Source organism: Paracoccus versutus, assembly GCF_029909795.1.
GTDB lineage: Bacteria > Pseudomonadota > Alphaproteobacteria > Rhodobacterales > Rhodobacteraceae > Paracoccus > Paracoccus versutus.
Genome location: NZ_CP038197.1, coordinates 246,441 through 269,325, shown reverse-complemented (window position 1 = coordinate 269,325; position 22,885 = coordinate 246,441). Strand labels below are relative to the sequence as shown.

General features: G+C 66.7%; 23 protein-coding genes. 8 read left to right on the top strand and 15 right to left on the bottom strand.

Annotated elements, in window-relative coordinates:
- Positions 1 to 47: 47 nt before the first annotated feature.
- From E3U25_RS12350 to E3U25_RS12325, 6 genes are read right to left on the bottom strand one after another with little or no spacing between them, the layout of a single operon-like run.
- On the bottom strand, positions 48 to 1,646 hold the full coding sequence (locus E3U25_RS12350) for a GMC family oxidoreductase (protein WP_116222622.1): 1,599 nt from the start codon (positions 1,644 to 1,646) through the stop codon (positions 48 to 50).
- 43 nt (positions 1,647 to 1,689) lie between these two features.
- Positions 1,690 to 2,688, bottom strand: coding sequence for a branched-chain amino acid ABC transporter permease (locus tag E3U25_RS12345; protein ID WP_116222621.1), 999 nt, complete (start codon positions 2,686 to 2,688; stop codon positions 1,690 to 1,692).
- A 1-nt stretch (position 2,689) separates the two neighbouring features.
- Entirely contained in the window at positions 2,690 to 3,577 is an 888-nt protein-coding gene (locus E3U25_RS12340) for a branched-chain amino acid ABC transporter permease (protein ID WP_116222620.1), read from the bottom strand.
- A gap of 1 nt (position 3,578) precedes the next feature.
- The gene (locus tag E3U25_RS12335; RefSeq protein WP_036757657.1) at positions 3,579 to 4,283 is read right to left on the bottom strand and encodes an ABC transporter ATP-binding protein; all 705 of its coding nucleotides are present in this window, start codon (positions 4,281 to 4,283) and stop codon (positions 3,579 to 3,581) included.
- Positions 4,280 to 5,056 (bottom strand): ABC transporter ATP-binding protein, encoded by a 777-nt coding sequence (locus tag E3U25_RS12330; RefSeq protein ID WP_036757688.1) that lies wholly within the window; start codon positions 5,054 to 5,056, stop codon positions 4,280 to 4,282. Before E3U25_RS12330 ends, E3U25_RS12335 begins: the two co-directional genes overlap by 4 nt.
- Complete coding sequence (locus E3U25_RS12325) at positions 5,056 to 6,255, bottom strand: ABC transporter substrate-binding protein (RefSeq protein ID WP_116222848.1); 1,200 nt, start codon at positions 6,253 to 6,255, stop codon at positions 5,056 to 5,058. Before E3U25_RS12325 ends, E3U25_RS12330 begins: the two co-directional genes overlap by 1 nt.
- Positions 6,256 to 6,444: 189 nt before the next feature.
- On the opposite strand from E3U25_RS12325, the gene E3U25_RS12320 reads away from it, so the two are divergent.
- The 4 genes from E3U25_RS12320 (at position 6,445) to E3U25_RS12305 (ending at position 11,801) form a co-directional block, all read left to right on the top strand.
- Complete coding sequence (locus E3U25_RS12320) at positions 6,445 to 7,362, top strand: LysR family transcriptional regulator (RefSeq protein WP_114537477.1); 918 nt, start codon at positions 6,445 to 6,447, stop codon at positions 7,360 to 7,362.
- Positions 7,363 to 7,735: 373 nt separating this feature from the next.
- Positions 7,736 to 7,861 carry a hypothetical protein gene (locus tag E3U25_RS12315; RefSeq protein ID WP_255469678.1) on the top strand — a complete coding sequence of 42 codons (126 nt, stop codon included), beginning with the start codon at positions 7,736 to 7,738 and terminating at the stop codon, positions 7,859 to 7,861.
- A 9-nt stretch (positions 7,862 to 7,870) separates the two neighbouring features.
- Complete coding sequence (locus E3U25_RS12310; protein WP_116222618.1) at positions 7,871 to 8,554, top strand: autotransporter-associated beta strand repeat-containing protein; 684 nt, start codon at positions 7,871 to 7,873, stop codon at positions 8,552 to 8,554.
- A 961-nt stretch (positions 8,555 to 9,515) separates the two neighbouring features.
- On the top strand, positions 9,516 to 11,801 hold the full coding sequence (locus E3U25_RS12305; protein WP_116222616.1) for a FepA family TonB-dependent siderophore receptor: 2,286 nt from the start codon (positions 9,516 to 9,518) through the stop codon (positions 11,799 to 11,801).
- An 81-nt stretch (positions 11,802 to 11,882) separates the two neighbouring features.
- Here E3U25_RS12305 and E3U25_RS12300 read toward each other — a convergent pair whose 3' ends face one another.
- From E3U25_RS12300 to E3U25_RS12285, 4 genes are all read right to left on the bottom strand, one after another.
- Positions 11,883 to 12,725, bottom strand: coding sequence for a metal ABC transporter permease (locus E3U25_RS12300; RefSeq protein ID WP_116222615.1), 843 nt, complete (start codon positions 12,723 to 12,725; stop codon positions 11,883 to 11,885).
- Positions 12,722 to 13,588 (bottom strand): metal ABC transporter permease, encoded by an 867-nt coding sequence (locus tag E3U25_RS12295; protein ID WP_116222614.1) that lies wholly within the window; start codon positions 13,586 to 13,588, stop codon positions 12,722 to 12,724. Before E3U25_RS12295 ends, E3U25_RS12300 begins: the two co-directional genes overlap by 4 nt.
- Positions 13,585 to 14,484: a manganese/iron ABC transporter ATP-binding protein gene (locus tag E3U25_RS12290; protein WP_420872913.1), complete on the bottom strand. Its 900-nt coding sequence runs from the start codon at positions 14,482 to 14,484 to the stop codon at positions 13,585 to 13,587. Before E3U25_RS12290 ends, E3U25_RS12295 begins: the two co-directional genes overlap by 4 nt.
- Before the next feature lie 103 nt (positions 14,485 to 14,587).
- Positions 14,588 to 15,490, bottom strand: coding sequence for a metal ABC transporter substrate-binding protein (locus E3U25_RS12285; RefSeq protein ID WP_116222613.1), 903 nt, complete (start codon positions 15,488 to 15,490; stop codon positions 14,588 to 14,590).
- A gap of 197 nt (positions 15,491 to 15,687) precedes the next feature.
- Between E3U25_RS12285 and E3U25_RS12280 the strand changes: the two genes are divergently transcribed.
- The 4 genes from E3U25_RS12280 to E3U25_RS12265 all read left to right on the top strand — a co-directional run bounded on the left by E3U25_RS12280 (position 15,688) and on the right by E3U25_RS12265 (position 17,982).
- Positions 15,688 to 16,161: a Fur family transcriptional regulator gene (locus E3U25_RS12280; RefSeq protein WP_166435584.1), complete on the top strand. Its 474-nt coding sequence runs from the start codon at positions 15,688 to 15,690 to the stop codon at positions 16,159 to 16,161.
- A gap of 78 nt (positions 16,162 to 16,239) precedes the next feature.
- Positions 16,240 to 16,791: a hypothetical protein gene (locus E3U25_RS12275; RefSeq protein WP_140846965.1), complete on the top strand. Its 552-nt coding sequence runs from the start codon at positions 16,240 to 16,242 to the stop codon at positions 16,789 to 16,791.
- 286 nt (positions 16,792 to 17,077) lie between these two features.
- The gene (locus tag E3U25_RS12270) at positions 17,078 to 17,263 is read left to right on the top strand and encodes a hypothetical protein (RefSeq protein WP_208861644.1); all 186 of its coding nucleotides are present in this window, start codon (positions 17,078 to 17,080) and stop codon (positions 17,261 to 17,263) included.
- 281 nt (positions 17,264 to 17,544) lie between these two features.
- Positions 17,545 to 17,982, top strand: coding sequence for a Fur family transcriptional regulator (locus tag E3U25_RS12265; RefSeq protein WP_181180826.1), 438 nt, complete (start codon positions 17,545 to 17,547; stop codon positions 17,980 to 17,982).
- Between the two features lie 27 nt (positions 17,983 to 18,009).
- On the opposite strand, the gene E3U25_RS12260 is transcribed toward E3U25_RS12265, so the two are convergent.
- Genes E3U25_RS12260 through E3U25_RS12240 form a run of 5 tightly spaced genes read right to left on the bottom strand, consistent with a single transcriptional unit; the run spans position 18,010 to position 22,872 of the window.
- Positions 18,010 to 18,876, bottom strand: coding sequence for an ATP-grasp domain-containing protein (locus tag E3U25_RS12260; protein WP_116222610.1), 867 nt, complete (start codon positions 18,874 to 18,876; stop codon positions 18,010 to 18,012).
- A gap of 6 nt (positions 18,877 to 18,882) precedes the next feature.
- Complete coding sequence (locus E3U25_RS12255) at positions 18,883 to 19,242, bottom strand: hypothetical protein (protein WP_181180827.1); 360 nt, start codon at positions 19,240 to 19,242, stop codon at positions 18,883 to 18,885.
- Between the two features lie 16 nt (positions 19,243 to 19,258).
- Complete coding sequence (locus E3U25_RS12250) at positions 19,259 to 19,561, bottom strand: ArsR/SmtB family transcription factor (RefSeq protein WP_208861643.1); 303 nt, start codon at positions 19,559 to 19,561, stop codon at positions 19,259 to 19,261.
- A 60-nt stretch (positions 19,562 to 19,621) separates the two neighbouring features.
- Complete coding sequence (locus E3U25_RS12245) at positions 19,622 to 21,376, bottom strand: ABC transporter permease subunit (RefSeq protein WP_208861642.1); 1,755 nt, start codon at positions 21,374 to 21,376, stop codon at positions 19,622 to 19,624.
- Complete coding sequence (locus E3U25_RS12240) at positions 21,376 to 22,872, bottom strand: ABC transporter substrate-binding protein (RefSeq protein ID WP_116222608.1); 1,497 nt, start codon at positions 22,870 to 22,872, stop codon at positions 21,376 to 21,378. The genes E3U25_RS12245 and E3U25_RS12240 overlap by 1 nt, the downstream gene beginning before the upstream one ends.
- Positions 22,873 to 22,885: the final 13 nt, after the last annotated feature.

Genomic DNA, 22,885 nt, shown 5'->3' with positions numbered 1-22,885 from the left:
CCCTGTGCCAAGATATGGGCATGGGGCGCGAAAAGTCAAAGCCGGGCTCAGGCCCTGGCGTCCTCGAGCATCATCCGCGCGGCCTTTTCGGCGATCATCATCACCGGGGCGTTGGTGTTGCCGCTGGTGATGGTCGGCATGACCGAGGCGTCGGCGATGCGCAGCCGGCCAAGCGCGCGCATCCGCAGCCGCGGGTCGACCACCGCCGCGTCGTCGGCGCCCATGCGGCAGGTGCCGACCGGGTGGAAGATCGTGGTGCCGATGGCGCCGGCGGCGCGGACCAGATCCTCGTCGCTCTGGAAGGCGATGCCGGGGATATGCTCCTCGGGGTCGAAGCGGTTGAAGGCGGGCTGCGCGGCGATCCTGCGGGTCAGGCGGATGGCACGCGCGGCCACGTCACGGTCGGCCTGGGTCGACAGGTAATTCGGCCGGATCGCGGGATGGGCGCGGAAATCCGGCCCGGCGACATGGACCGAGCCGCGGCTTTCCGGCCGCAGGTTGCAGACCGAGGCGGTCATCGCCGGAAAGGGATGCACCGGGTCGCCGAACTTGTCGAGGCTGACCGGCTGGACGTGGAACTCCAGGTCCGGCGTCGCCTTGTCCGGCCCCGAGCGGGTGAAGATGCCAAGCTGGCTGGGCGCCATCGACATCGGGCCCGAGCGTTTCAGCAGGTATTCCAGCCCGATCGACGCCTTGCCCATCAGGCGCGAGGCCTTTTCGTTCAGCGTCGGCACGCCGCGGACCTTGTAGACCAGCCGCAATTGCAGGTGGTCCTGCAGGTTCTCGCCCAGGCCCGGCACCTCGACCTGGGGCGCGATGCCGGCCGCCTGCAGCACCTCGCCGCGGCCGACGCCGGAATGTTCGAGGATCTGCACCGAGCCGATGGCGCCCGCGGCCAGCACCGTCTCGCGCGCGGCGCGGACCTCGCGCCGCTGGCCCTGGTGGTGAAAGACCACGCCCGCGACCTCGCCCGCCTCGATCACCAGCCGCTCGACCTCGGCCCCGGTCAGGATGCGCAGGTTCGGGCGGTGGCGCACCGGGCGCAGAAAGGCCTTCGCCGCGCTCCAGCGCCAGCCGCGGCGCTGGGTCACGTCGAAATAGCCGCCGCCCTCGTTGTCGCCGCGGTTGAAGTCCTCGGTCCGTGGGATGCCGGCCTGCTCGGCCGCCTCCATGAAGGCGTCGAGCACGGCCCAGCGAACCCGCGCCGTCTCGACCCGCAATTCGCCACCGGCGCCATGCATGTCGTCGGCCCCGCGATAATGGTCCTCTTGCGCCTTGAACAGCGGCAGCACGTCGTCCCAGCCCCAGCCGGTGCAGCCGAGCTGGCGCCAATGGTCGTAATCCGCCGCCTGCCCGCGCATGTAGATCATGCCGTTGATCGAGGAACAGCCGCCCAGCACCCGGCCGCGCGGGTAAAGCAGCGCGCGGCCGTTCAGCCCCGGCTCGGGTTGGGTGCGAAAACCCCAGTCGGTGCGCGGGTTGCCGATGCAATAGAGATAGCCGACCGGGATATGGATCCAGTGGTAATTGTCGCGCCCCCCGGCCTCGAGCAGCAGCACCCGGTTGCCGGGATCGGCGCTGAGGCGGTTGGCCAGAACGCAGCCGGCGCTGCCCGCGCCGATCACGATATAGTCGTAGCTTTCCATCGGACACTCCATGATGGCCCCCGCCGGCGCGGGGGCCGCACCATCACGATTCGGAACGGAACCCCATTTTTCTGCCCAGCCTGGTTGCGAAGAACTCGCCGACGAGGCCGCGGCGGAACAGCAGGACGCAGACCATGAAGACGAGGCCGGTGATGATCGTCACCGGGAAGTCCGATGTGGCCAGGTAGTTCTGCAAGGTGACCACCAGGCCTGCGCCGACGATGGGCCCCAGGAGCGTGCCGATGCCGCCCAGCAGCGTCATCAGGATCACCTCGCCCGACATCTGCCAGGTCACGTCGGTCAGCGTCGCGAACTGGAAGATCAGCGCCTTGACGCCCCCCGCCAGCCCCGCCAGCGCCGCCGACATCACGAAGGCGCCCAGTTTGTAGCGCTGCACCGAATAACCCAGCGAGATCGCGCGCTGCTCGTTTTCCCGGATCGACTTCAGGATCATGCCGAAGGGCGAGTTCACGAAACGCCGGATGATCAGGAGCCCGATCACGAACACCGCCAGCACGAAGTAATACATGTTCATCGGCCGGTTCAGGTCGATCAGCCCGAACAGGTGCCCGCGCGGCACCGACTGGATGCCGTCCTCGCCATGGGTGAAGGGCGCCTGCAGGCAGAAGAAGAAGAACATCTGCGACAGCGCCAGCGTGATCATGGCGAAATAGATGCCCTGGCGGCGGATGGCGATGGCGCCCATCACCAGCCCCAGCAGGGCCGCGCCGGCGACGCCCAGCAGGATGCCGGCCTCGGGCGACCAGCCCCAGACCTTCACCGCATGGGCGGTGAAATAGGCCGCGCCCCCGAAGAAGGTGGCATGGCCGAAGGACAGAAGCCCCGTGTAGCCCAGCAGCAGGTTGAAGGCCGAGGCAAACAGCGCGAAGGCCAGAAGCTTCATCAGGAAGATCGGGTAGAGGAACATCGGCGCCACCAGCAGCCCGGCCAGGGCGATGGCGACCAGCACCAGCTGCACCTGCCCCGCGCGCGGATGGGCCGCGACATGTTCCGAGGCGACGGTTTCGGATTTTGCGGCCATGTCAGGCATCCTTTCCGAAAAGGCCCGCGGGCCGCAGGATCAAGACGATCGCCATGATGACGAAGATCACGATGTTCGAGGCCTCGGGGTAGAAGACCTTGGTCAGCCCCTCGACCACGCCCAGCATGTAGCCGGTGACGATGGCGCCCAGGATCGAGCCCATGCCGCCCACGACCACCACCGCGAAGACGATGATGATCAGGTTCGAGCCCATCAGCGGGCTGACCTGGTAGACCGGCGCCGCCAGCACGCCGGCAAAGCCCGCAAGCCCGGCGCCGAGCGCATAGGTCAGCGTCAAGAGCAAGGGCACGTTGACGCCGAAGGCCTGCACCAGCACCGGGTTTTCCGTCGCCGCGCGCAGGTAGGCGCCGAGCTTGGTCTTTTCGATCAGCAGCCAGACCCCGATGCAGACCGCCAGCGAGGCGATGACCACCCAGCCGCGATAGATCGGCAGGAACATGAAGCCCAGGTTCACCGCCCCGGTCAGCTGCGGGGGCGGCGCATAGGGCTTGCCCGAGGCGCCGAAGAAATAGCGGAAGGTGCCCTCGATCGCCAGCGCCAGGCCGAAGGTGAAGAGAAGCCCGTAAAGGGGATCGAGCTTGTAGAGCCGCGACAGCATGGTCTTTTCCACCAGCGCCGCGAACACCCCCACGATCACCGGCGCCAGGATCAGCGCCAGCCAGTAGTTGATGCCGCCCACGGTCAGGAGCAGCAGCGCCGCGAAGGCGCCCAGCATGTATTGCGCGCCATGGGCGAAGTTGATCACGCGCAACAGCCCGAAGATCACCGCCAGGCCCAGCGACAAGAGCGCATAGAAGCTGCCGTTGATCAGCCCGACCAGCAATTGCCCCATCAGGGCCTGGAGGGGCACGCCGAAAATCATCGTCATCTCACACCCCCAGTTCCCGATGCAGCATGTCCATCTGCGCCGGCAGTTCGGCGACCGGGAATTCCGCCGTCATGCGGCCGTGGTCCATCAGGTAGAAGCGGTCGGCGACCTTGGCGGCGAAGCGGAAGTTCTGCTCGACCAGCACCACGGTCATGCCGCGGCCCTTCAGCTTCTGCAGCACCTCGCCGATGGCCTGGATGATGACCGGGGCCAGCCCCTCGGTCGGCTCGTCGAGCAAGAGGCAGCGCGCGCCGGTGCGCAGGATGCGCGCCATGGCCAGCATCTGTTGCTCGCCGCCCGACAGCTTGGTGCCCTGCGAATTGCGGCGCTCCTCGAGGTTCGGGAACAGCGCGTAGATCTCCTCGACCGACATGCCGCCCTCGGCGACCTTCGGCGGCAGCATCAGGTTCTCCTCGACCGAGAGGCTGGCGAAGATGCCGCGTTCCTCGGGGACGAAGCCCAGCCCGGCGCGGGCGGTCTGGTGCAGGGGCAGCGCCATCATGTCGCGCCCGGCGAACTGGATGCGGCCGGTGCGCTTGCGCAGGATGCCCATGATGCTGCGCAGCGTCGTGGTCTTGCCCATGCCGTTGCGGCCGAGGATGCAGATGGTCTCGCCTTCGTTCACATGCAGGTTCACGCCGTGCAGGACGTGGCTTTCGCCATACCAGGCCTGCAGGTCGCGGACGTTCAGAAGCGGCGCGCTCATGCCTCGGACCCCATATAGGCGGTGCGCACGCGCGGATCGGCCGAGACGGTGGCATAGTCGCCCCGCGCGATGATCTCGCCGCGCTGCAGCACGGTGACGTGGTGGCAGATGTCGGCGACGACGCTGAGGTTGTGCTCGACCATCAGCACGGCGCGTTCGGCGGCGACGTCGCGGATGATGCCCGCGACCATGGCCACGTCCTCCTGCCCCATGCCGGCCATCGGCTCGTCCAGAAGCAGCACCTCGGGGTCGAGCGCGAGGGTGGTCGCGATCTCCAGCACGCGCTTGCGGCCATAGGACAGGTCGGCGGCGCGGTGGTCGCGGTATTGCGCCAGGCCCAGCTGCTCGATCAGCTGGTCGGCGCGCGCATCCAGCCGGTCGAGCGCGGACAGCGGCAGCCAGAACTGCGTCGAAAGCCCGTTGGGGCGTTGCAGCGCGACCTTGACGTTCTCGCGCACGGTCAGGTGCGGGAACACCGCCGAGATCTGGAAGGACCGCACCAGCCCCATCCGCGCCACCTTGTCGGGCCGGGTGTTGGTGATGTCCTGGCCCAGGAGCGTGATCTGGCCCCGCGTCGGCTGCAGGAACTTGGTCAAGAGGTTGAAGACCGTGGTCTTGCCGGCGCCATTGGGCCCGATCAGCGCGTGGATGCGCGCATGCTCCACGTCCAGATCCACGTTGTTGACGGCGGTGAAGCCCGCGAAGTCCCGGCCGAGGCCGCGGGCGGACAAGACCACCCGCGGCTGGGACTGCGTTGCAAGCGTCGCCGCCATCACTGGACCAGCGGGCAGCCGCTTTCGGCCGGGTTCAGGAAGGCCTGATCGCCCGGAATCGTGGCCAGGACGTTGTAATAATCCCAGTCCTCGGTCACGTCGCCGGGCGCCTTGACCTCCATCAGGTAGACGTCCTTGATCAGCCGGCCGTTGGGCCCGACCTTGCCGCCCTGGGCAAAGATGTCGTCCACCGGCATCTCGTGCATCTTGGCGGCGACGGCCTCGGTCTCGTCGGTCCCTGCCTCCTGGATCGCCTTGAGGTATTGGGTGACGGCGGAATAGGTGCCGGCATGGACCATGTTCGGCATGACGCCGGTGCGTTCCTTGAAGCGTTCGCCGAACTCGCGCGATTCCGGCGTGCGGTTCCAGTAGAAGCTTTCGGTCAGCGTCAGCCCCTGCGCGGCATCCAGTCCGATGCCATGCACCTCGGCCAGGGTGAAGAGCAGCGCCGCCAGGCGCTGGCCGCCGGCGGTGATGCCGAATTCGGCCGCCTGCTTGATGGCGTTCTGCGTGTCCATGCCGGCATTGGCCAGGCCGATGACCTTGGCCCCCGAAGCCTGGGCCTGCAGCAGGAACGAGGAATAATCCGTCGTCGCCAGCGGGTGGCGCACCGCGCCCGCGACCGTGCCGCCCTGCGACTTGACGAAATTGCCGGTCTGCTCTTCCAGCGAATAGCCGAAGGCATAGTCGGCGGTCAGGAAGAACCAGCTGTCGCCGCCCTCCTTCACCAGCGCGCCGCCGGTGCCCACGGCCAGCGCATGGGTGTCATAGGCCCAGTGGAAGCCATAGGGGGTGCATTGCGGCCCGGTCAGCTCGGTCGTGGCCGCGCCGGTGTTGACGGTGATCTTCTTCTTTTCCTGGCTCAGCGCCTGCACCGCCAGGCCGACCGACGAGGTGGTCAGTTCCATGATCGCATCGACCTGCTCGGTGTCATACCATTGCCGGGCGATGTTCGAGGCGATGTCGGGCTTGTTCTGGTGATCGGCGGTGACGACCTCGACCGGCGCGTCCAGCACCTTGCCGCCGAAATCCTCGACCGCCATCCGCGCGGCCTCATAGGAATACTTGCCGCCGAAATCGGCATAGACCCCGGACTGGTCGTTCAGGATGCCGATCTTGACCACCCCGTCCGAAACCTCGGCCAGGGCAGGCGTGGCAATAAGGCCGACCGCGGCGGTCGACAGCAGAATCTTTCGCATTATGTCCTCCCAAAGGCGCATCCCTTCCACCGGCCGCTTCTGCCTGCCGGGTGGGAATACTGTCCTGTTACCCGCGAGGGGGCGACTCTCGCCTTGCCCCTCCCGCATGGAACGATGCAGGCAATTCGGCTTTGACACAAGTGTTCAGAGAGGTTTAATTTCTTACAGGGCGTGTGCGTTTTCGAACAGATGGCCAATCTCAGCTGGGACGATCTGCAATTCTTTCTGGCGGTTGTGCGCGAAGGGCAGCTTTCGCGCGCGGCGCGACAGCTGGGCACCTCGCATGTCACCGTCTCGCGCCGCATCGACCGGCTGGAGCAGGCGCTGAACACCCGCCTGTTCGAGCGCAATCCCCGCGGCTACGAGCCGACCCCCGCCGGCCAGCGCCTGATCGAGGCGGCCGAGCGGATGGAGCAGGCCGCCGGGCTGATCCCGCTGGAGCAATCCGCCGCCACCGGCCAGGCGCGGCCGCTGCGGCTGGCCATGCCCGAGGGCTTCGGCAGCCTGTTCTCGACCCATCTGCTGCCGGCCTTTGCCGCGGAATTTCCGCTGATCTCGCTGGAACTCATCACCATGCCGCAGGTGTTGTCGCTGTCGCGGCGCGAGGCAGACATCTCGATCACGCTGGACCCGGTCACGAGCGGCCCCTATCGCTCCGAGCGGCTGGTGGACTATACGCTGCACCTCTACGCCACGCGCGAGCATCTGCGCAGCCTGCCGCCGATCGCCAGCCCCGAGGATCTGCCCCGGCTGCGCTTCGTCGGCTATATCGAGGAGATGATCTTCGCCCCCGGCCTCGACTACCTGGGCGAGATCCATCCCGCGATCCGGGCCGGGGTGAAAAGCTCCAGCATCTTCAACCAGCTTGCGGCGGTGCGGGGCGGGCTGGGGATCGGCGTGCTGCCCTGGTATATCGCCGCGAAATATCCCGAATTGCAGATCGTGCTGCCTGAACGGGTCCGCCTGACCCGGACCTATTGGCTGACCTGCCACCGCGACCTGCGGGTGATGCAATGGGTGCGCGCGGTGATCGGCTTTCTGTCGGCAAGGCTGGCCGAGCGCGGCCACGAACTGTCCCGCCCCCTCGGCCATGCCGGGCCGGGCTGAGGCTCGCCCGGCAAGCCCCTGCGGGTGCGGAATCGATCAAATCCTTCGGAAATGCCTCGGGGCTTCGGCATGCCGCTTAACCTTCTCTTAACGTTCCTTTGCCAGAAAGGTCGCAATGAATGGCGACACGATGGGGGAAAGCCCGCCAGATGGCATCGCGACATGCCCTTCCGACGGCCCTGCTGGCGAGGGTTGCCCCGAATGCCCGCCTGCGCAGGGCATCGGCCGTCCACGATCCGCTATATTCGACCGCGCTGGCCCTCGTCCTCGGCAGGGTCATGGGCAGCCCCGTCGCCTTGGCGCAGACCGTGGCCGCCAGCGGCGACATGCTTCCCGGCATCCCGCCGCCCCCGCTTGCGGCCTGGAACCTTGCGTGGGCGTGAACGCCCAGGATGCAATCGACATCGACGGCGGCGGCGGAACGCTGGCGATCCAAGCGGGCGGCCGGCTGGACACAGGGTCCGGCGTCATCGGCAGCGAGGCCGGCAAGTCCGGCTGAGTCAACGTCATGGGCGACGGATCGAACGGCCATGGCCGCGCCTATGCCTCTCGGGGCAGCCTGCGGGCGGGGGCTGCCGGCAGCTTTGCGACCCTCGGCGCGCATGCCGTCGATGCCGGGGCCTCGCTCGACCTGGACGGGTTCGACCAGACCATCGGCTCGCTTTCCGGGGCCGGGGACGTCACGCTTGGCCAGGGCACGCTGACCACGGGCGGGGACGGCAGCGACACGGGCTTCGGCGGCACGATCTCGGGCACGGGCGGGCTGGTGAAAGAGGGCGGCGGCACCTTGATCCTGAGTGGCACCAACACCCACAGCGGCGACATCCTGGTGGCCGGCGGCGTGCTTCAACTGGGAAGCGGCAGCATCGGCACCCTGATGATCGCGGACGACCTGGAACTCGGCACCGGCTCCGTCCTCGGCTTTGACCTGGGCGCCTCCGGCCCGGCCAGCGGCGGCGGCACAAGCGATCACGTCGCCGTCGGCGGGCAGCTGACCCTGGACGGCGTGCTCAGGCTTTCCAATGCGGGCGGCGCGGGCCTGGGCTATTACCGGCTGCTGAGCTATGGCGGGCTGACCGACCATGGCCTTGGGATCGCGACGACGCCGGCACTGGGAACAAGCACCTATGAAATCGTGACCGGCGGCGGCCATGTCGACCTGGTGGTCGGCACGGCGGCGATGCGGCGGTGAAGATCTGGCGCGGCGGCAGCGGCGTCTGGAGCGCGGCGAACCTAGCCTGGCGGGACCGTGGCGGCGACATCCCCATGGCCTTGGGCCGGCGGCCACGGCGCCTTCAACGGGACCGGAGGGCTGGTCGAGGTCCAGGGCGATTTGTCCTTCAAGGGCCTGCAATTCGTCGCCGACAGCTATGCCCTGGCCGGCGGCGGGATGCTGAAGACAGAGGCGGGCGGCGGCGAATTGCGCGTCCTTGCGGGGGCGACGGCCACCATCGGCACCCGGATCGGCGGCACGGGTGCTCCCCTGTCGCTGCCGCTCCCGCTTACGATGGCACTGCAACTGTTCGGCGCTTGTGTCAATCGCGTGATGGCGGCGGGCGGCCCGCCTGGCAACCCTGCGGGGCTGCATTGCCGGCCGAAAGATTCGTGCCGACGGCGGGTCGATCCGGTCGGTCTTGACCTCTGCAGTTCGCACAACGCAGGCCGCCTTGCTCAGATGGCAGCCGGGGCAACTCCACCTCCCCCTCCGCGCCGAAGAGGGCGATCAGCCCATCCGCCGGCACCCCACGCCAGACCAGATAGTCGTGGCCGCCTGCATATTTCCGCCACGCGACCTCATCGCCCTCAAGCCGCAATTCGCGCAGTTACGGCGAGGCTTCCAGAATACCCGCAGTGCCCGCACGCCCGGGCTGCGTCTGGTGGAGGGCTTGTCCTTGGTCGAACGGTCCAAGGCTGCCTGCCTCGCCGCCAATCCTGTAAACCGATTTCCTGCCGGACACCACGCTGCGAAAATCAGGGGCCAGACTTCGAAAGCTCTGCTCTTGCAGGCTCGGCCGTGGCAGAACAGCCACAGATGCGGCGCGATTGCCGCAGCCTCGGCATTCTTTGCGTTGAAGACTTAATTCACAAATGGTTGAAGCCGGCAAGCGCGCGAGACGCCAGCCATCCCTGACCCTTTCCAACAGGAGCATGCGATGGCGACGCCTTTCCCGCGCCCGACCACGGGCACCGCACTCTGTCTGCTGATGTCACTGCCGGTCTTCGCCGGTTCCGTCCTGGCACAGGAGACAACCACCGAGGACACGGTCGTCCTTGAAACGGTCGTGATCACCGCCGAGGAACAGGCCAAGCAGGCGCTCGGCACCTCGACCGTGACAGCCGAGGACATCGAGAAAGCCCCTCCGGTCAACGATATTTCCGAAGTCGTGCGCAAGATGCCCGGCGTGAACCTGACCGGCGCCACCGCCAGCGGCCAGCGCGGCAACCAGCGCCAGATCGACATTCGCGGCATGGGGCCGGAAAACACCCTGATCCTGATCGACGGCAAGCCGGTCATGTCGCGCAACTCGGTCCGTATGAGCCGCAATGGCGAACGCGACTCGCGCGGCGATTCGAACTGGGTGCCCGCCGAAATGATCGAGCGCATCGAGGTGCTGCGCGGTCCGGCGGCGGCGCGCTATGGCTCGGGCTCGTCGGGCGGGGTGGTCAATATCATCACTAAGCGCCCCGAGACCTTCTCGGGCCAGGTCGGGATGCATTACAATTCGCCCGAAAGCCGCAAGGAAGGCGACACGGTGCGCAGCAATTTCATGCTGGCTGGGCCCGTGGGTGAAAACCTGACCTTCCGTCTGTTCGGCAACTACAACAAGACCGACGGCGACGCCCCCGACATCAACCGCGTTCCTTTGCTGGATGATGATGGAAGTCCGGTTCTGGACGACGACGGCAACCCGGAATATCTCAACCTCGCGGGCCGCGAAGGCGTGGTGAACAAGGATCTGGGCGGCTTGCTGAGCTGGCAGGTCGCGCCCGGTCATGTCATCGACTTCGAGGCGAATTTCTCGCGCCAGGGCAACATCTATGCCGGCGACACGATGTTCGGCAGCGTGAAAGAGGATCAGGACGGCGTCAACCTGATCGGCACCGAGACCAACCGCATGTATCGCCGCGCCCTGTCCCTGACCCATCGCGGCGAGTATGATTTCGGCGAGTCGTTCAGCTATCTGCAATGGGAAAACACCCGCAATGCCCGGCTTTGCGAAGGCACGGCCGGCGGTGGCGAAGGTGCCATCACCAATTGCGTCGATACCGATGGCGACGGGGAAAACGACGCGATGGCGTTCAGCACCATCACGCTGGACAACATCACCGCCAAGAGCGAATGGATCCTGCCGATGAAGCTTGCCGGCCGGGACAGCCGCGTGACCTTCGGCGCCGAATATCGCGGCGAGTTCATGGAGGACGGCGTGTCGATCCGCGGCGGGCTCGACCCGTCGCTGGTGCCCGATACCGGCGTCGATCCCGACGGCGAGAACCGCGATCCCAAGACCGACCAGCAGACCATCGGCCTTTACGCCGAGGCGAACATCCAATGGAACGACAAGCTGACCCTGACCCCCGGCCTGCGCTTCGATTATAATGACAATTTCGGCAGCGCATGGTCGCCCAGCCTGAACGCGACCTATGCCTTCAACGACGAATGGACGATGAAGCTGGGCGTGGCGCGGGCCTTCAAGGCGCCGAACCTGTATCAGCTGAACCCGAACTACGTCTATGTCACCCGAGGCAATGGCTGCCCCTATGTCGACGGCGTGCGCCTCAGCGGTCCCTGCTACGTTCTGGGCAACCCGGATCTGGAGGCCGAGCGCAGCCTGAACAAGGAGATCGGCGTCGCTTATGCCGGTCACAACGACATCAGTGCCAGCCTGACCTGGTTCCACAACGACTATGACAACCGCATCGCCTCGGGCCGGATCCAGCACAACCCGGATGCGACGACAAACCGTCTGTTCCGCTGGGAAAACCAGAAGAACGCGGTGATCTCGGGGATCGAGGGCAATTTCTCGACCCCGCTGGGCGAAAGCTTCGCCTTCAACACGAACTTCACCAAGATGATCAAGTCCGAGGACGAGAACGGCCAGCCGCTGAGCCTGGTGCCGGACTATACGATCAACGCCTCGCTCGACTGGTATGCCACGCCTGACCTGACCCTGACGCTGGGTGCGACCCACTACGGCAAGATCGAGCCGGCGACGATCGGCAACAGCATGGGCAACGAGATCGAGGATCCCGAAACCCGCGGCAGCTATACGCTGGTCAACCTGGGTGCTAACTGGGCGGTAAGCGAGTCGGCGCGGCTGTCGGCCGGGGTGACGAACCTTTTCGACAAACGGATCCTGCGCACCAATACCAGCGACGGAACGAACACCTTCAACGAACCGGGGCGCGCCTTCTATATCGGGCTGACCTCGACCTTCTGACGCGGCAGGGCGGTCCCACCCCTCGCGCCGAAAGCCCCCGTGACGGCGGTGCCTCGTGCGCCGCCGTTTCCCTATATACACTCAAGTGAGCTCAAATGATGCCGTGGCGCGCCTGATCTGCCAGGTCCGCCGGACGAGGGCCGCGACGAAGGCCGCGGTCAGGATCAGGACGATGGTCGGCGCCGGTGCGCTGTCCAGGAAGAAGCTGGCGTGGACCCCGGCCAGCATCGCCCCCATGCAGACCGCGACAGCCACGATCAGCATCCGTCCGAAGCTGCGCACCAGCAGGAAGGCGATGGCCCCCGGCGCGATCAAGAGGCCCACCGCCAGGATCAGTCCCGTGGCGGTCATCGTGGCGACGATGGCCAGCGACAGGATGGTCAGCAGCCCGTAATGCAGCAGCCCGACCGGCAGGCCAGAGGCCCGCGCCTGCACCGGATCGAAAGCGTGCAGCATCAGGTCCTTCCACTTCAGGGCCAGCACGACGGAAACCGGCACGGCAATCCACAGCGCGGTGCGCAGGTCCGCCGGCACGATCCCCAGCATGTTGCCGAACAGGATATGGTCCAGATGCACGTCCGAGGTGATCGAGGTGTAAAGGACGATCCCCAGCCCGAACATGCCCGAGAAGACGACGCCCATGACCGTGTCCTGCTTGACCCGGCTGTTGGCCGACAGATAGCCCGTCGCCAGGGCCGTCACCATCCCGGCGCCGAAGGCCCCGAGGATCAGCGGAAAGCCGAAGATATAGGCCAGCACCACGCCGGGCAGCACCGCATGGCTGACGGCGTCGCCCATCAGGGCCCAGCCCTTCAGCACCAGGAAGCACGAGAGCAGCGCCGTCGGCACCGAGACGATGGCGGCGATCAGGAAGGCATTCTGCATGAAGCCGAACTGGAACGGCATCAGAAGCGTGTCGATCATTGCGCGCCTCCCTCTGCCAGAAGCTCCGCGCGGGCCTTGGCGCGGGCGGCCAGCAGCCCGTGCTTGGGCGCCCAGACGAAGGCGCTAAGAAAGACCAGCGTCTGCAGCAAGACGATGATCCCGCCCGTGGCGCCATCCAGGAAATAGCTGAGATAGGCGCCGAGGAAGCTGGTGGCCGCGCCGATGGCGACCGAAAGCGCGATCAGCCGCGGGAAGCGGTCGCAGAGCAGATAGGCCGTGGCGCCGGGCGTCACCACCATGGCGATGACCAGGAACGCCCCCACGGTCTGCATCGCCGCCACCACGCAGGCCGACAGCAGGACGAAGAACACGCCCTTCAGCAGCCCCGGCCGCAATCCGATGGAACGCGCATGGGCCTCGTCGAAGAAGACCACCATCAGATCCTTCCATTTCAGCGCCAGCACCGCCAGCGAAACAAGGCCGATGAGGGCGAGTTGCAAGGTATCCTCGGGCGTGATGGCTAGGATGTTGCCCATGGTGATGGTCTGCACGGAAACCGCCATCGGGTTGATCGAGACCATGAACAGCCCCAACCCGAAGAACGCGGTGAAGATCAGGCCGATCACCACATCGACCTTGAGCCCCGAGCGATCGGACAGAAACAGCATCGCCGCCGCCGCCAGCCCGCCCGAGATGAAGGCGCCAAGCGCGAAGGGCAGGCCCAGCATATAGGCGCCGGCCACGCCCGGCACGACCGAATGGGACAGCGCGTCGCCGATCAGCGACCAGCCCTTGAGCATGAGGTAGGCCGACAGGAACGCGCAGACCCCGCCGACCAGCGCCGAGACCCACATGGCGTTCGTCATGTAGTGATAGCCGAAGGGTTCAAGCAGCAGGTTCATCGGACGCCCTCGCGCGTGTGGGTGCGGTCGCCATATTGCACCAGCGGGCGTTCGTCGTCGGTCAGGATGGTGACGTGGCGGCTGTCCTCGTCGTCATGCAGCACCTGCCCGCCCAGGGTGAAATGGCGTAGCACGCCGCCGAAGGCCGCCTCGAGGTTTTCGCGGGTGAAGGTGGTCTCGGTCGGGCCATGGGCCAGCACGGTGCCCTTGACCAGCACCACCCGGTCGCAGAATTCCGGCACCGAGCCCAGGTTGTGGGTCGAGACCAGCATCACCCGCCCCTCGTCCCTCAATTCGCGCAGCAGCGCCACGATCTGCTCTTCGGTCTTGACGTCGACGCCGGTGAAGGGCTCGTCCAGCAGGATGACGCGGCCGTCCTGCGCCAGCGCGCGGGCCAGGAAGACGCGTTTCTTCTGGCCGCCGGACAGCTCTCCGATCTGGCGATGGCGGTAGTCCTGCACGTTGACGCGGGCCAGAGCCCGATCCACCGCGTCGCGATCCGCCTGCGACGGGCGGCGCAGGAAACCCATGTGGCCGTAGCGGCCCATCATCACCACGTCCTCGACCAGAACCGGAAAGGACCAGTCCACCTCCTCGGCCTGGGGCACATAGGCGATCAGGTTGCGGCGCAGCGCCTCGCGGACCGTCATGCCCAGCAGCCTGATCTCGCCCCTGGCCACCGGCACGAAACCCATGATCGCCTTGAAAAGCGTCGATTTCCCGGAACCGTTCACGCCGACCAGCGCGGTGACGGTCCCCGTGGGAATCGCGAAACTGGCATTGCGTAGCGCGGTCAGGCCGTTGCGGTAGGTTACCGACACGTCGCGCGCCACGATGCCACCGCCGGGGTCCGTCCCAGGATCGCTGTCCCTCATGGTCATTCTGTCGTCGCGCATCATGGTCATCGCTTTCTGCCGGAACGGGACGGCCGCCCTTTGAACGGGAAACCCGCCGCGCGGAAGGCGCCGCGGCAGGGCAGTCCTTTTTGCAAGCCAGGCCTTAGCTCGCGCCGGCCGCGAGCCCTTTCGCCACGGTCTCGGACGTGACCTTCAACAGGTCCAGGTAGGTTGGCACCGGCCCGTCCGGCTCGGACAGGCTGTCCACGTAAAGAACGCCGCCGTAATGCGCCCCCGTTTCGCGCGCGACCTGTTCGGCGGGCGCGGTATTCACCGTGCTTTCACAGAAGACGGTGGGGATCTGATGCTCCTTCACTCCGTCGATCACCGCACGCACCTGCTGCGGCGTGCCCATCTGGTCCGAGTTCATCGGCCAGAGATACAGTTCCTGCATCCCGAAATCGCGGGCCAGATAGCTGAAGGCGCCTTCGCAGGTCACCAGCCAGCGCCGGTCCTCGGGGATGCGGGCGATCTCGGCCTTCAGCGGCTCGAGCGTGGCGCGAAGCTGCTTCTTGTAGGCGTTGGCGTTCCTGACATAGCTTGCCGCGTTCTGCGGGTCATGTTCGCTGAAAGCCTCGGTGATGTTGTCGATGTAGATCAGCGCGTTGTCGAGACCCATCCAGGCATGGGGATTGGGTTTGCCTTCATAGGCGCCGGCGGCGATCGGGATCGGGTCGATGCCCTCGGTCAGCGTGGCCGAGGGGACATCGCCCAGGTTAACCAGGAACTTCTCGAACCAGAGTTCCAGGTTCATGCCGTTCCAGAGGATCAGGTCGGCATCCTGCGCGGCAATGATGTCCTGCGGCGTCGGCTCATAGCCGTGGATCTCGGCCCCCGGCTTGGTGATCGACACCACCTCGGCGGCATCCCCCGCCACCTGCCTTGCCATGTCGGCGATCACGGTGAAGGTCGTCACCACCTTCATCTTGTCCTCGGCCGTCGCGGCGCCCGCCATCAGCGCCGTTGCCGTCACCGCACCAAGCAGGCGCGCCAGTGTCGAAGACATGGGAATTCCTTTCCTGTTTCCATGGTCGAAAGCCCGCCTGCAAGGCCAGCCGCAGCATAGTTGCGAGCGAGTCGCAGTAAGGAATATCGATTCAAAACGATATTGCAAGTGCAATTCACTTGCATCTGTGCTTGACGAATGACGGCGCTTTCGCCATCCATTGTTGCGACTTGCTCGCAACAATGTCGGAGCCGCCAATGACCGCCAGCGATGACAGCCCATTCGGTTCCCACCGCGCCCGCAGCATCCTGGCCGAAGCGGGCCTGCGGGCGACGCGCCAGCGGCTCGCCATCGTGGATATCCTGTCCGGGCAGCCACCGCGCCATGTCTCGGCGGAAGATCTTTTCGACGCATTGCAGAGCCGCGGCGCACCGGGATCCCTGAGCAGGGTCTATGGCAGCCTGAAACGCTTCTGCGAAACCGGGTTGGTGCGGCGCGTGCCGGCCTATGGCAACACGGTCTGGTATGAGATGAAGGGAGAAGATCACCATCATTTCTATATCGAGGAAGAAGATCGCTTGCTCGACATCCCGGCCGGGATAATCCACCTCGCCGAGCTTCCCCCTGCCCCGCCGGGCTATGAGCTTGCGGGTATCGACGTGCTGTGCCGCATCCGCCGCACCGCGTCGGAAGCCGGACCGGGCGCAAGCCGCGGCGCACAGACACGGTGACGCCCCTTCCGATCCGAAGGGCGCCCGCCGCCCGAGCGATGTCGCGCCGCCGGCATGGTCATTCCCAAGGAGAAGACGATGAATGCCTTTACAGACCTCGATGCCATGAACGCCGCCGCCGCGACGCCGGCCGGCCGCGACCACCTCTGGCTCGAACTGACAGCCATCGCCAACAAGGCGTTTTCAGCCGGAGAACATGCTGCGGCCAGGACGCTCTACATGCGGGCCCTGACCGAGGCGGAGCGGCTTTTCGCGCTGCAACGACCCGAGGCGCTGACCGTTCCCCTGCCGGTGATCGTCAATGTCTCGTGCCACAACCTGGCCGCACTTCTGGTCCATGAGGGCAAGGACGCCGAGGCGACGGAACCCCTTGCCCGCGCCTTCGACCTGCTGACCGGGACCGCGAGCCGGCGCTCCGCCCCGATAGCGTTGCGGATCAGCTGTACGCAGCATCTGAAATATGCCCTGGCCGAACTGGCGGCGCATATCGGCAAGCAAGGCGCGACCGGGGCGGAAATCGACAGCCATGTCGCCCGCGCGAAAGCCGCCGCGCTTTCGGTGCATCATGCCGTCGAGCATCTGCGCCGCATCGCGCAATCGGCCTGCGGGCATTGCCGCCTGCTCAACTGATCCGCCCGGTCGGCATCGGGATTGCCGGACCAGGACGGCACGTCCCGCAGGATGCAGGCCGGGAACCATTGACCCAAGCCAGAAGGGTCGAGGGGCATGAAGGCCCTGACCGATGCGATGAAGGACATGCTGGCGAAACAGACGCCGATCCAGGCGACGGTGACGAAAACCGGCATCCCGACCATCGACCCAAGCGCAGCCTGTGGGTCCATGACGACACGCCGATCTTCGACGAAAAACCGGCGGCCAGACGCCGAAGACGACGCAAAGCGGATCGAAGATCGCCGTGGCGGTGATCGACCACGAAAAGCTGGACGACTATCGCTTTCTCGGCACGCCCCAGATCGTCGGCGCGGACGCCCCCTTCGACAATGCCGTGGCATTCGCCGGAAACGGGATGAAGGCGCCGAAATGCGCCGTTCTGGTCCATAGAGACGATTTGCTCACCCGACGCGGGCAGGCGGATGGATGACCTGACGGCCTGATCGCGGCCGAGATGGGATCGGCGCCTCCAAGGGCTGAAGGCAGGCGCCGGGCTAACCTTTACCGCCAGCGACGGATTCGCGGCGGCAGTCGCCCTATGCCGCGTCGTGCTTCGTAATCCGGCCCAGCGGCGGTAGGTGCGAACACCCCCAACCCAAGCCGGCCGAAACGGTCCCGGATGCCGGGCGGGATAGGGTGATGACCCCCGCAGGCCGAACTGCTATCGTGCCTGCTCACCCGCCGGGGGACCAACAGGGCGAAATCGAGCGAATGACCGTGAATCTCGAAAAGAAGCTGGCCGAGCTCTGCAAGGAAAAGGGCATGCGCCTGACCGGCCAGCGCCGGGTGATCCTGCAGGTTCTGAGCGATTCAGCCGACCATCCCGACGCCGAGGAACTTCATCGGCGGGTAAGCAAGATCGCGCCGGGGATATCGATCGCCACGGTCTATCGCACGGTCAGCACGCTCGAAAGCTGCGGGCTGATCGAACGCCACAGCTTCGCCGACGGGCGCGCGCGCTACGAAACCAGCGGCTCGGAACACCACGACCATTTCATCAATGTCGAGACGGACGAGGTGATCGAATTCCGCTGCGACGAGATCGAGCAGTTGCAGGACAGGATCGCCCGCGAACACGGTTTCGAAATCGTTGGCCACCGGCTGGAGATCTACGTCAGGCCGAGAGACGACAAGAATGGCGGCAAGTAGCGACCAGGATCAGCGCGATCCGCGACGTCAGGCGGCGCAGCAGAGGAGATCCACGATCCTTTCCGCCTTTCCGGGGCAGAGATGCAGGAACAGCGCGGGTTCGATCAGCTCGATCTCGGTCACCAGAAATTCACGCCCTGGCCGGGCGATGCCATCCACCCGCACATAGGCCGGGGGCGTGGGCAGCGCCGCAAGCGCGCGGCGGGCCACCTCGATGACGGCCTTGTCGGGCCGGATCCGTTCCAGCGCAACGCCATATTGCGAGTTCGCCCGCCACTCTCCTGCAGCGGGACGGCGCAGAACGGCATGTGAGAATGCGCCGCCGAAAAAGGTTAGCGTGGTCTCGCCCGTCTCACCGATATCGGCCTGAAACTCCTGAAGGACATGCGCGCCCGGCGGCATCTGCGGCCAGTTCCCGATCCGGGCCAGTTCAAGCAGCGTGACGCCGTTCCCGCTCTGCCCGATGGCGGGTTTCAGGACCGCCCTGCCCCAGCCCTCTTCCCGCATCCGCGCCGCGACCGTCCCGGCAGAGGGATCGGCGATCACATGGGTCCGGGGCACAGGAACGCCGCGCGCGGCAAGGTCCAGCAGGTAGGACTTCTCCATATTCCACAACATCAGGTCCGGCGCGTTGGCAAAGCGGCCACCCCCTGCCGCGATCCGGGCGATCCAGTCGCGGAACGCCCGCGGGGCGGCGGCATAGTCCCAGGCACAAAGCGGCAGGATGACCCGCGCGGTCAGGAAGGCCTGCTCATCGACGCTCTGCCAGGGCAGGCAGGTCACGTCGAAACCCCTTGCGGTCAGGGCCTCGATCAACGGCAGAAGGCCCGGCCCGGGATCGGGCCAGGCCGCGCAGGTTGCGATGGCAACCGAGAGCGTATCGTCAGGCGTCACGCCCGGTCAACGAATGACGACTTCCAGGGGACCGGGGTTGTCGCAATGATCGCCATGCGGATGATGCAGGTGGCCGTCGACCAGGTAATCGACGTGACCGCCATGGGGCACGGCCTCATGCCTGCAGCCCGGCCCGTGAACGTGGTCCGGCTCATGGCCGGCGCATCGGTGATCAGGGGTGCAGGTATCGGGGTTCGTCGAGCTGACCTCGATCACATGCTCGTCGACATGGTCGGCGTGGGGATGGTGCAGGTGGCCGTCATGCAGGTAATCGACATGATCGCCGTGGCGGACGGCGGTATGGCCACAACCCGCGCCGTGCTGGTGGTCGTGGTTTTCGTGATGGGGATGGGTGCAGTTCGACATGGTTTTTCCTTTTCGTTCAATGTTCTTCGCAGATATGGGCGATGGCGTTCTCGACCAGCTGCAGCACATGGGCATCGGCGATCGAATAGATCGCGGCCTTGCCCTCGCGCCGCCGGGCGACCAGCCGCGCTTGCAGCAACAGCTTCAGCCGGGCCGAGACGGTGCCGATCTGGGCACCCTCGATCTCGGCCAACTCGCCCACATTGCGCTCCTGTTCAGCCAGAAGGATAAGCGTGCGCAGCCGGGCCGGATCGGCCAGCGCCTTGAACATGGCGGCGGTCTCTTCAAGCTGATGCCGGTCCACCATGGCGAGTTTCACTCTATCAATCTATGATTTTTTAGATTGATAGAGTGATTCAAACAACCAGTCGAGCCCGCTTCACCGCCTGCGTTCCAGATTGGCCAGCGAGACGGCCAGAACCGCCAGCAAAACCAGCGCCAGCGCCGGGATGAACACCGCCCAGGGTGCGCGTTCAAGGTAAGGCATCCCCTCGGCCAGAACGAGGCCCCATTCCGGCGTGGGCGGACGCGCGCCAAGGCCCAGGAAGCCGAGCGCCGCCAGCGCCAGGGCGATGCCGGGCAGACGCAGGGTGGCATGGCGCAGCACCGGACCGAAAACCGCGGGCAGGATATAGCGCAGCGCCAACCGCAGCGGCCCGACCCCCAGCAGCGGCGCCATCTGCACATGAGGCTGCGCGCGCGCCTGCGTGACCAGCGCCGCGACATGGGCGGCCAGCGGCGCCCAGCCTACCGCCAGCACCGCGATCATCGCCCCGCCCGAGCTTGGCCCCATCAGCGCCGCCACGACAAGCCCCGCGATCACCGGGGGCGTGGCCTTGGTGATCTCGATGGGACCGGCCATCAGCCGCGGCGCGGTGCCCGCCACCAGCCCGATGCACAGCGCAAGAAAGGTCGTGATCACCGCCATTGAGATGGTCGAGACCGCCCCATGCGCCACCCGCGCCAGCACGTCGCGGCCCATCCCGTCCGCGCCCAGCGGCAGGGCAAGGCTGGGCGCCTCGAGCCGCAGATGGGCCGAGGTAAAGGGGTCGCGCGGCAGGCCCGCAAGGACCAGCGCAACCAGCAGCGCGAAGGCCACCACCGGCACGATCAGCGCGCGCCTTGTGGGCGCGGTATCGGGCATCGCCACCGGCAAGGCCCCCGTCCGCAGCGCCGGGCCAAGCAGGGCCGCGCTGGACAGGTTCGCAAGGCTGCCAAGCGTCACGGCGATCAGCAGCAGGATCAGGATCCCGGTTTGCAGCGCAGGCAAGTCCTGCGCCGAGGCCGCGCCAAGGGTCGCGCGGCCAAGGCCCGGGATGGAAAACACCTGTTCTACCGCGACCGCACCGCCTGTCAGCCCGATCATCACCATGCCGACCTGCGGCAACAGCCCCGGCATGGCCCGGCGAATGATCGCCCGCACGATCTTGGGCTGCGAGAAGCCCGCCACGCTCCACGTCGCGACCCAGCGTTCCGAGAAGGTGACGGCCAGCGCGTCTGAGAACAGCCGCCCCAGCAGCCCACCCGCCGGAATGCCCATGGCGATGGCGGGCAGCACGGCATCCTGCCAGCGCGTCCAGCCATAGGGCGCGAACCAGCCCAGCCAGACTGCAAAGACTACCAAGAGCAGCGTCGCCAGCAGGAATTCCGGTAGCGCAGTGAAGGCGGCGGCGATGGCGCCCGAGGATCGTCGCGGCTCTCCCCTCAGGCCCGAACGGACCACCGGCGCGCAGAACGCCGCGACGATGGGCACGACCACAAGGATCGCGCAACCCATCAGCGTCAGTGAGACGCCCGTGGCCTTCAGCATCCCCGGCAGGATCGGCGCGCCGGAAATCCACGAGGTGCCCGCGTCGCCCTGCAGCAGCCCACCGAACCAGCGCAGCAGATAGCTGACCTGCCCCTGATCGAGGCCCAGTTGCGCGCGGATCGCGGCCAGCGCCTCGGGCGTGGCTTCCTGATCGCCGGAGCGGGCGCGCAGGATCGACAGCGCCGGGTCGCGATCCGTCAGCCAGGGCAGTAGCCCGACCAGCACCAGCACCGCCAACAGCGTGACTGCCCGCGACAGGGCCGGCACGAAAGGCGCAATCCGCCAGCCCACGCCGTGCCGCACCGGAGCGACCACCCCGGCCATCATTCGGCCCGGATATGGGTGCGGGTATTGACCAGTTCCCGTTCACGGGGGTCGCGGACGGCATCGACGACGCCAGCGGCCTCGCCCTGGATCACCCGTTCATGCAGCATCGGCACGGCGGCATGGGTGGCGAGGATCGCAGCCTCGGCCTCAATGATGGCTCGCTGGCGCTCTTCGCCCGCGGCGGCCTCGGCAGCGCGGCGCAGTGCGGCATCCACGTCCTGATCGCAAAGCTGCGAGATGTTGAACGAGCCTTCGCAGGCGAAATCGCTGAACATATAGGCCACCGGATCACCGGAATCGAGGACGGTCGCCCGCGACAGGATGAAGGCGTCGAACCGCCCCGCCAGCGCGTCGGCCTCGATATGCGCGTATTGGCGCACTTCCATAGTGACGTCGAACCCGGCCTGCGTCAGTTGCTGTTCCAGGAAGACCGCGACTTCGGGCAGTTCGGCCCGGTCGGTGAAGGTCGCCAGCACGATCTTGGCCCCGCCCGCGTCACCCGGTTCGGGGGCGCCCACCGCCGCCCGCAGCCCGTCCGCCCAAGGCAGCGCCGGGCCAAGCAGCCCGCGCGCCACGTCGGCGCGGCCCTCATAGACCATGCGCACGATGGTCTCGCGGTCGATGGCGGCGGCGGCGATCCGGCGCATTTCCGGGTTGGCGAAGGCGCCGTTTTTCGTGTTCAGATACAGTGTGTTGGTGCGCGGCATCGGCACCTCGTGGATGAGGTTCTGGTCCAGCAGCGCCGCCTGCGAGACCGGGATCGCCTCGACGACATGGGCGGTGCCGGTGCGCAGCGCCGCCGCGCGGGCCGTACCGTCGGGGACGTAATCGGCGTCGATCCCGGCGACCTGCGCGCGTTCGCCCCAGTAGCCGTCGAAACGGTCCAGCTTCGCGCTGGTGGTGCCGTTGATCTCCTTCAGCACAAAGGGCCCGGTGCCCGCCTCGATCGGGTTCACGCGACCGTCCGCCCCATAGGCACGCTCGGCCAGGATCGCCAGTTGCGGACTGGACAGCCGGTTCGGGATCAGCGGATCGACATCGCGCGACCGCACCAGCACGGCGTCGTCGCCATCGGCGGTGATTTCCAGTTCCACCCCGTCGAGGATGCGCGGCTTCGGCGCGGCCTGCTTGGCGGCAACCAGCGAGGCGACGACCCGTTCCGGCGTCAGATCGGTGCCATCATGGAACTTGACGTCCTTGCGGATGACGAAACGCCAGGTGTGGTCGTCCACCTGCGCCCATGCGGTGGCAAGGAAGGGCTGCGGCAGCCCGTCCGGGTCCAGCCGGATCAGGGTTTCCGCCGCGCGCCAGCGCGACAGCTTGAAGGCATCGTCCGACAGCGGCGTCAGCCCCGAACGCGGCGGCTGCAACATCGCCAGCCGGATGCGGGCGTTGTCGTCATGCGGGGCGGCGTCCTGTGCAAGGCCAGGGCCGGCGGACAGCATCAGCGCGCCCAGCAGCGACAGGACGAGGGGTTTTCGGGTTGCGAGCATCGGTTGCACTCCA

What these genes read in the sequence shown, in the direction of transcription:
- E3U25_RS12275 (WP_140846965.1), top strand. Translation starts at nt 16,240, where the DNA reads ATGAATGCCTTTACAGACCTCGATGCCATGAACGCCGCCGCCGCGACG.
- E3U25_RS12255 (WP_181180827.1), bottom strand. Translation starts at nt 19,242, where the DNA reads ATGTCGAACTGCACCCATCCCCATCACGAAAACCACGACCACCAGCAC.
- E3U25_RS12340 (WP_116222620.1), bottom strand. Translation starts at nt 3,577, where the DNA reads ATGACGATGATTTTCGGCGTGCCCCTCCAGGCCCTGATGGGGCAATTG.
- E3U25_RS12290 (WP_420872913.1), bottom strand. Translation starts at nt 14,484, where the DNA reads ATGCGCGACGACAGAATGACCATGAGGGACAGCGATCCTGGGACGGAC.
- E3U25_RS12320 (WP_114537477.1), top strand. Translation starts at nt 6,445, where the DNA reads ATGGCCAATCTCAGCTGGGACGATCTGCAATTCTTTCTGGCGGTTGTG.
- E3U25_RS12295 (WP_116222614.1), bottom strand. Translation starts at nt 13,588, where the DNA reads ATGAACCTGCTGCTTGAACCCTTCGGCTATCACTACATGACGAACGCC.
- E3U25_RS12300 (WP_116222615.1), bottom strand. Translation starts at nt 12,725, where the DNA reads ATGATCGACACGCTTCTGATGCCGTTCCAGTTCGGCTTCATGCAGAAT.
- E3U25_RS12285 (WP_116222613.1), bottom strand. Translation starts at nt 15,490, where the DNA reads ATGTCTTCGACACTGGCGCGCCTGCTTGGTGCGGTGACGGCAACGGCG.
- E3U25_RS12350 (WP_116222622.1), bottom strand. Translation starts at nt 1,646, where the DNA reads ATGGAAAGCTACGACTATATCGTGATCGGCGCGGGCAGCGCCGGCTGC.
- E3U25_RS12240 (WP_116222608.1), bottom strand. Translation starts at nt 22,872, where the DNA reads ATGCTCGCAACCCGAAAACCCCTCGTCCTGTCGCTGCTGGGCGCGCTG.
- E3U25_RS12335 (WP_036757657.1), bottom strand. Translation starts at nt 4,283, where the DNA reads ATGAGCGCGCCGCTTCTGAACGTCCGCGACCTGCAGGCCTGGTATGGC.
- E3U25_RS12280 (WP_166435584.1), top strand. Translation starts at nt 15,688, where the DNA reads ATGACCGCCAGCGATGACAGCCCATTCGGTTCCCACCGCGCCCGCAGC.
- E3U25_RS12330 (WP_036757688.1), bottom strand. Translation starts at nt 5,056, where the DNA reads ATGGCGGCGACGCTTGCAACGCAGTCCCAGCCGCGGGTGGTCTTGTCC.
- E3U25_RS12345 (WP_116222621.1), bottom strand. Translation starts at nt 2,688, where the DNA reads ATGGCCGCAAAATCCGAAACCGTCGCCTCGGAACATGTCGCGGCCCAT.
- E3U25_RS12265 (WP_181180826.1), top strand. Translation starts at nt 17,545, where the DNA reads ATGACCGTGAATCTCGAAAAGAAGCTGGCCGAGCTCTGCAAGGAAAAG.
- E3U25_RS12245 (WP_208861642.1), bottom strand. Translation starts at nt 21,376, where the DNA reads ATGGCCGGGGTGGTCGCTCCGGTGCGGCACGGCGTGGGCTGGCGGATT.
- E3U25_RS12325 (WP_116222848.1), bottom strand. Translation starts at nt 6,255, where the DNA reads ATGCGAAAGATTCTGCTGTCGACCGCCGCGGTCGGCCTTATTGCCACG.
- E3U25_RS12310 (WP_116222618.1), top strand. Translation starts at nt 7,871, where the DNA reads ATGGGCGACGGATCGAACGGCCATGGCCGCGCCTATGCCTCTCGGGGC.
- E3U25_RS12305 (WP_116222616.1), top strand. Translation starts at nt 9,516, where the DNA reads ATGGCGACGCCTTTCCCGCGCCCGACCACGGGCACCGCACTCTGTCTG.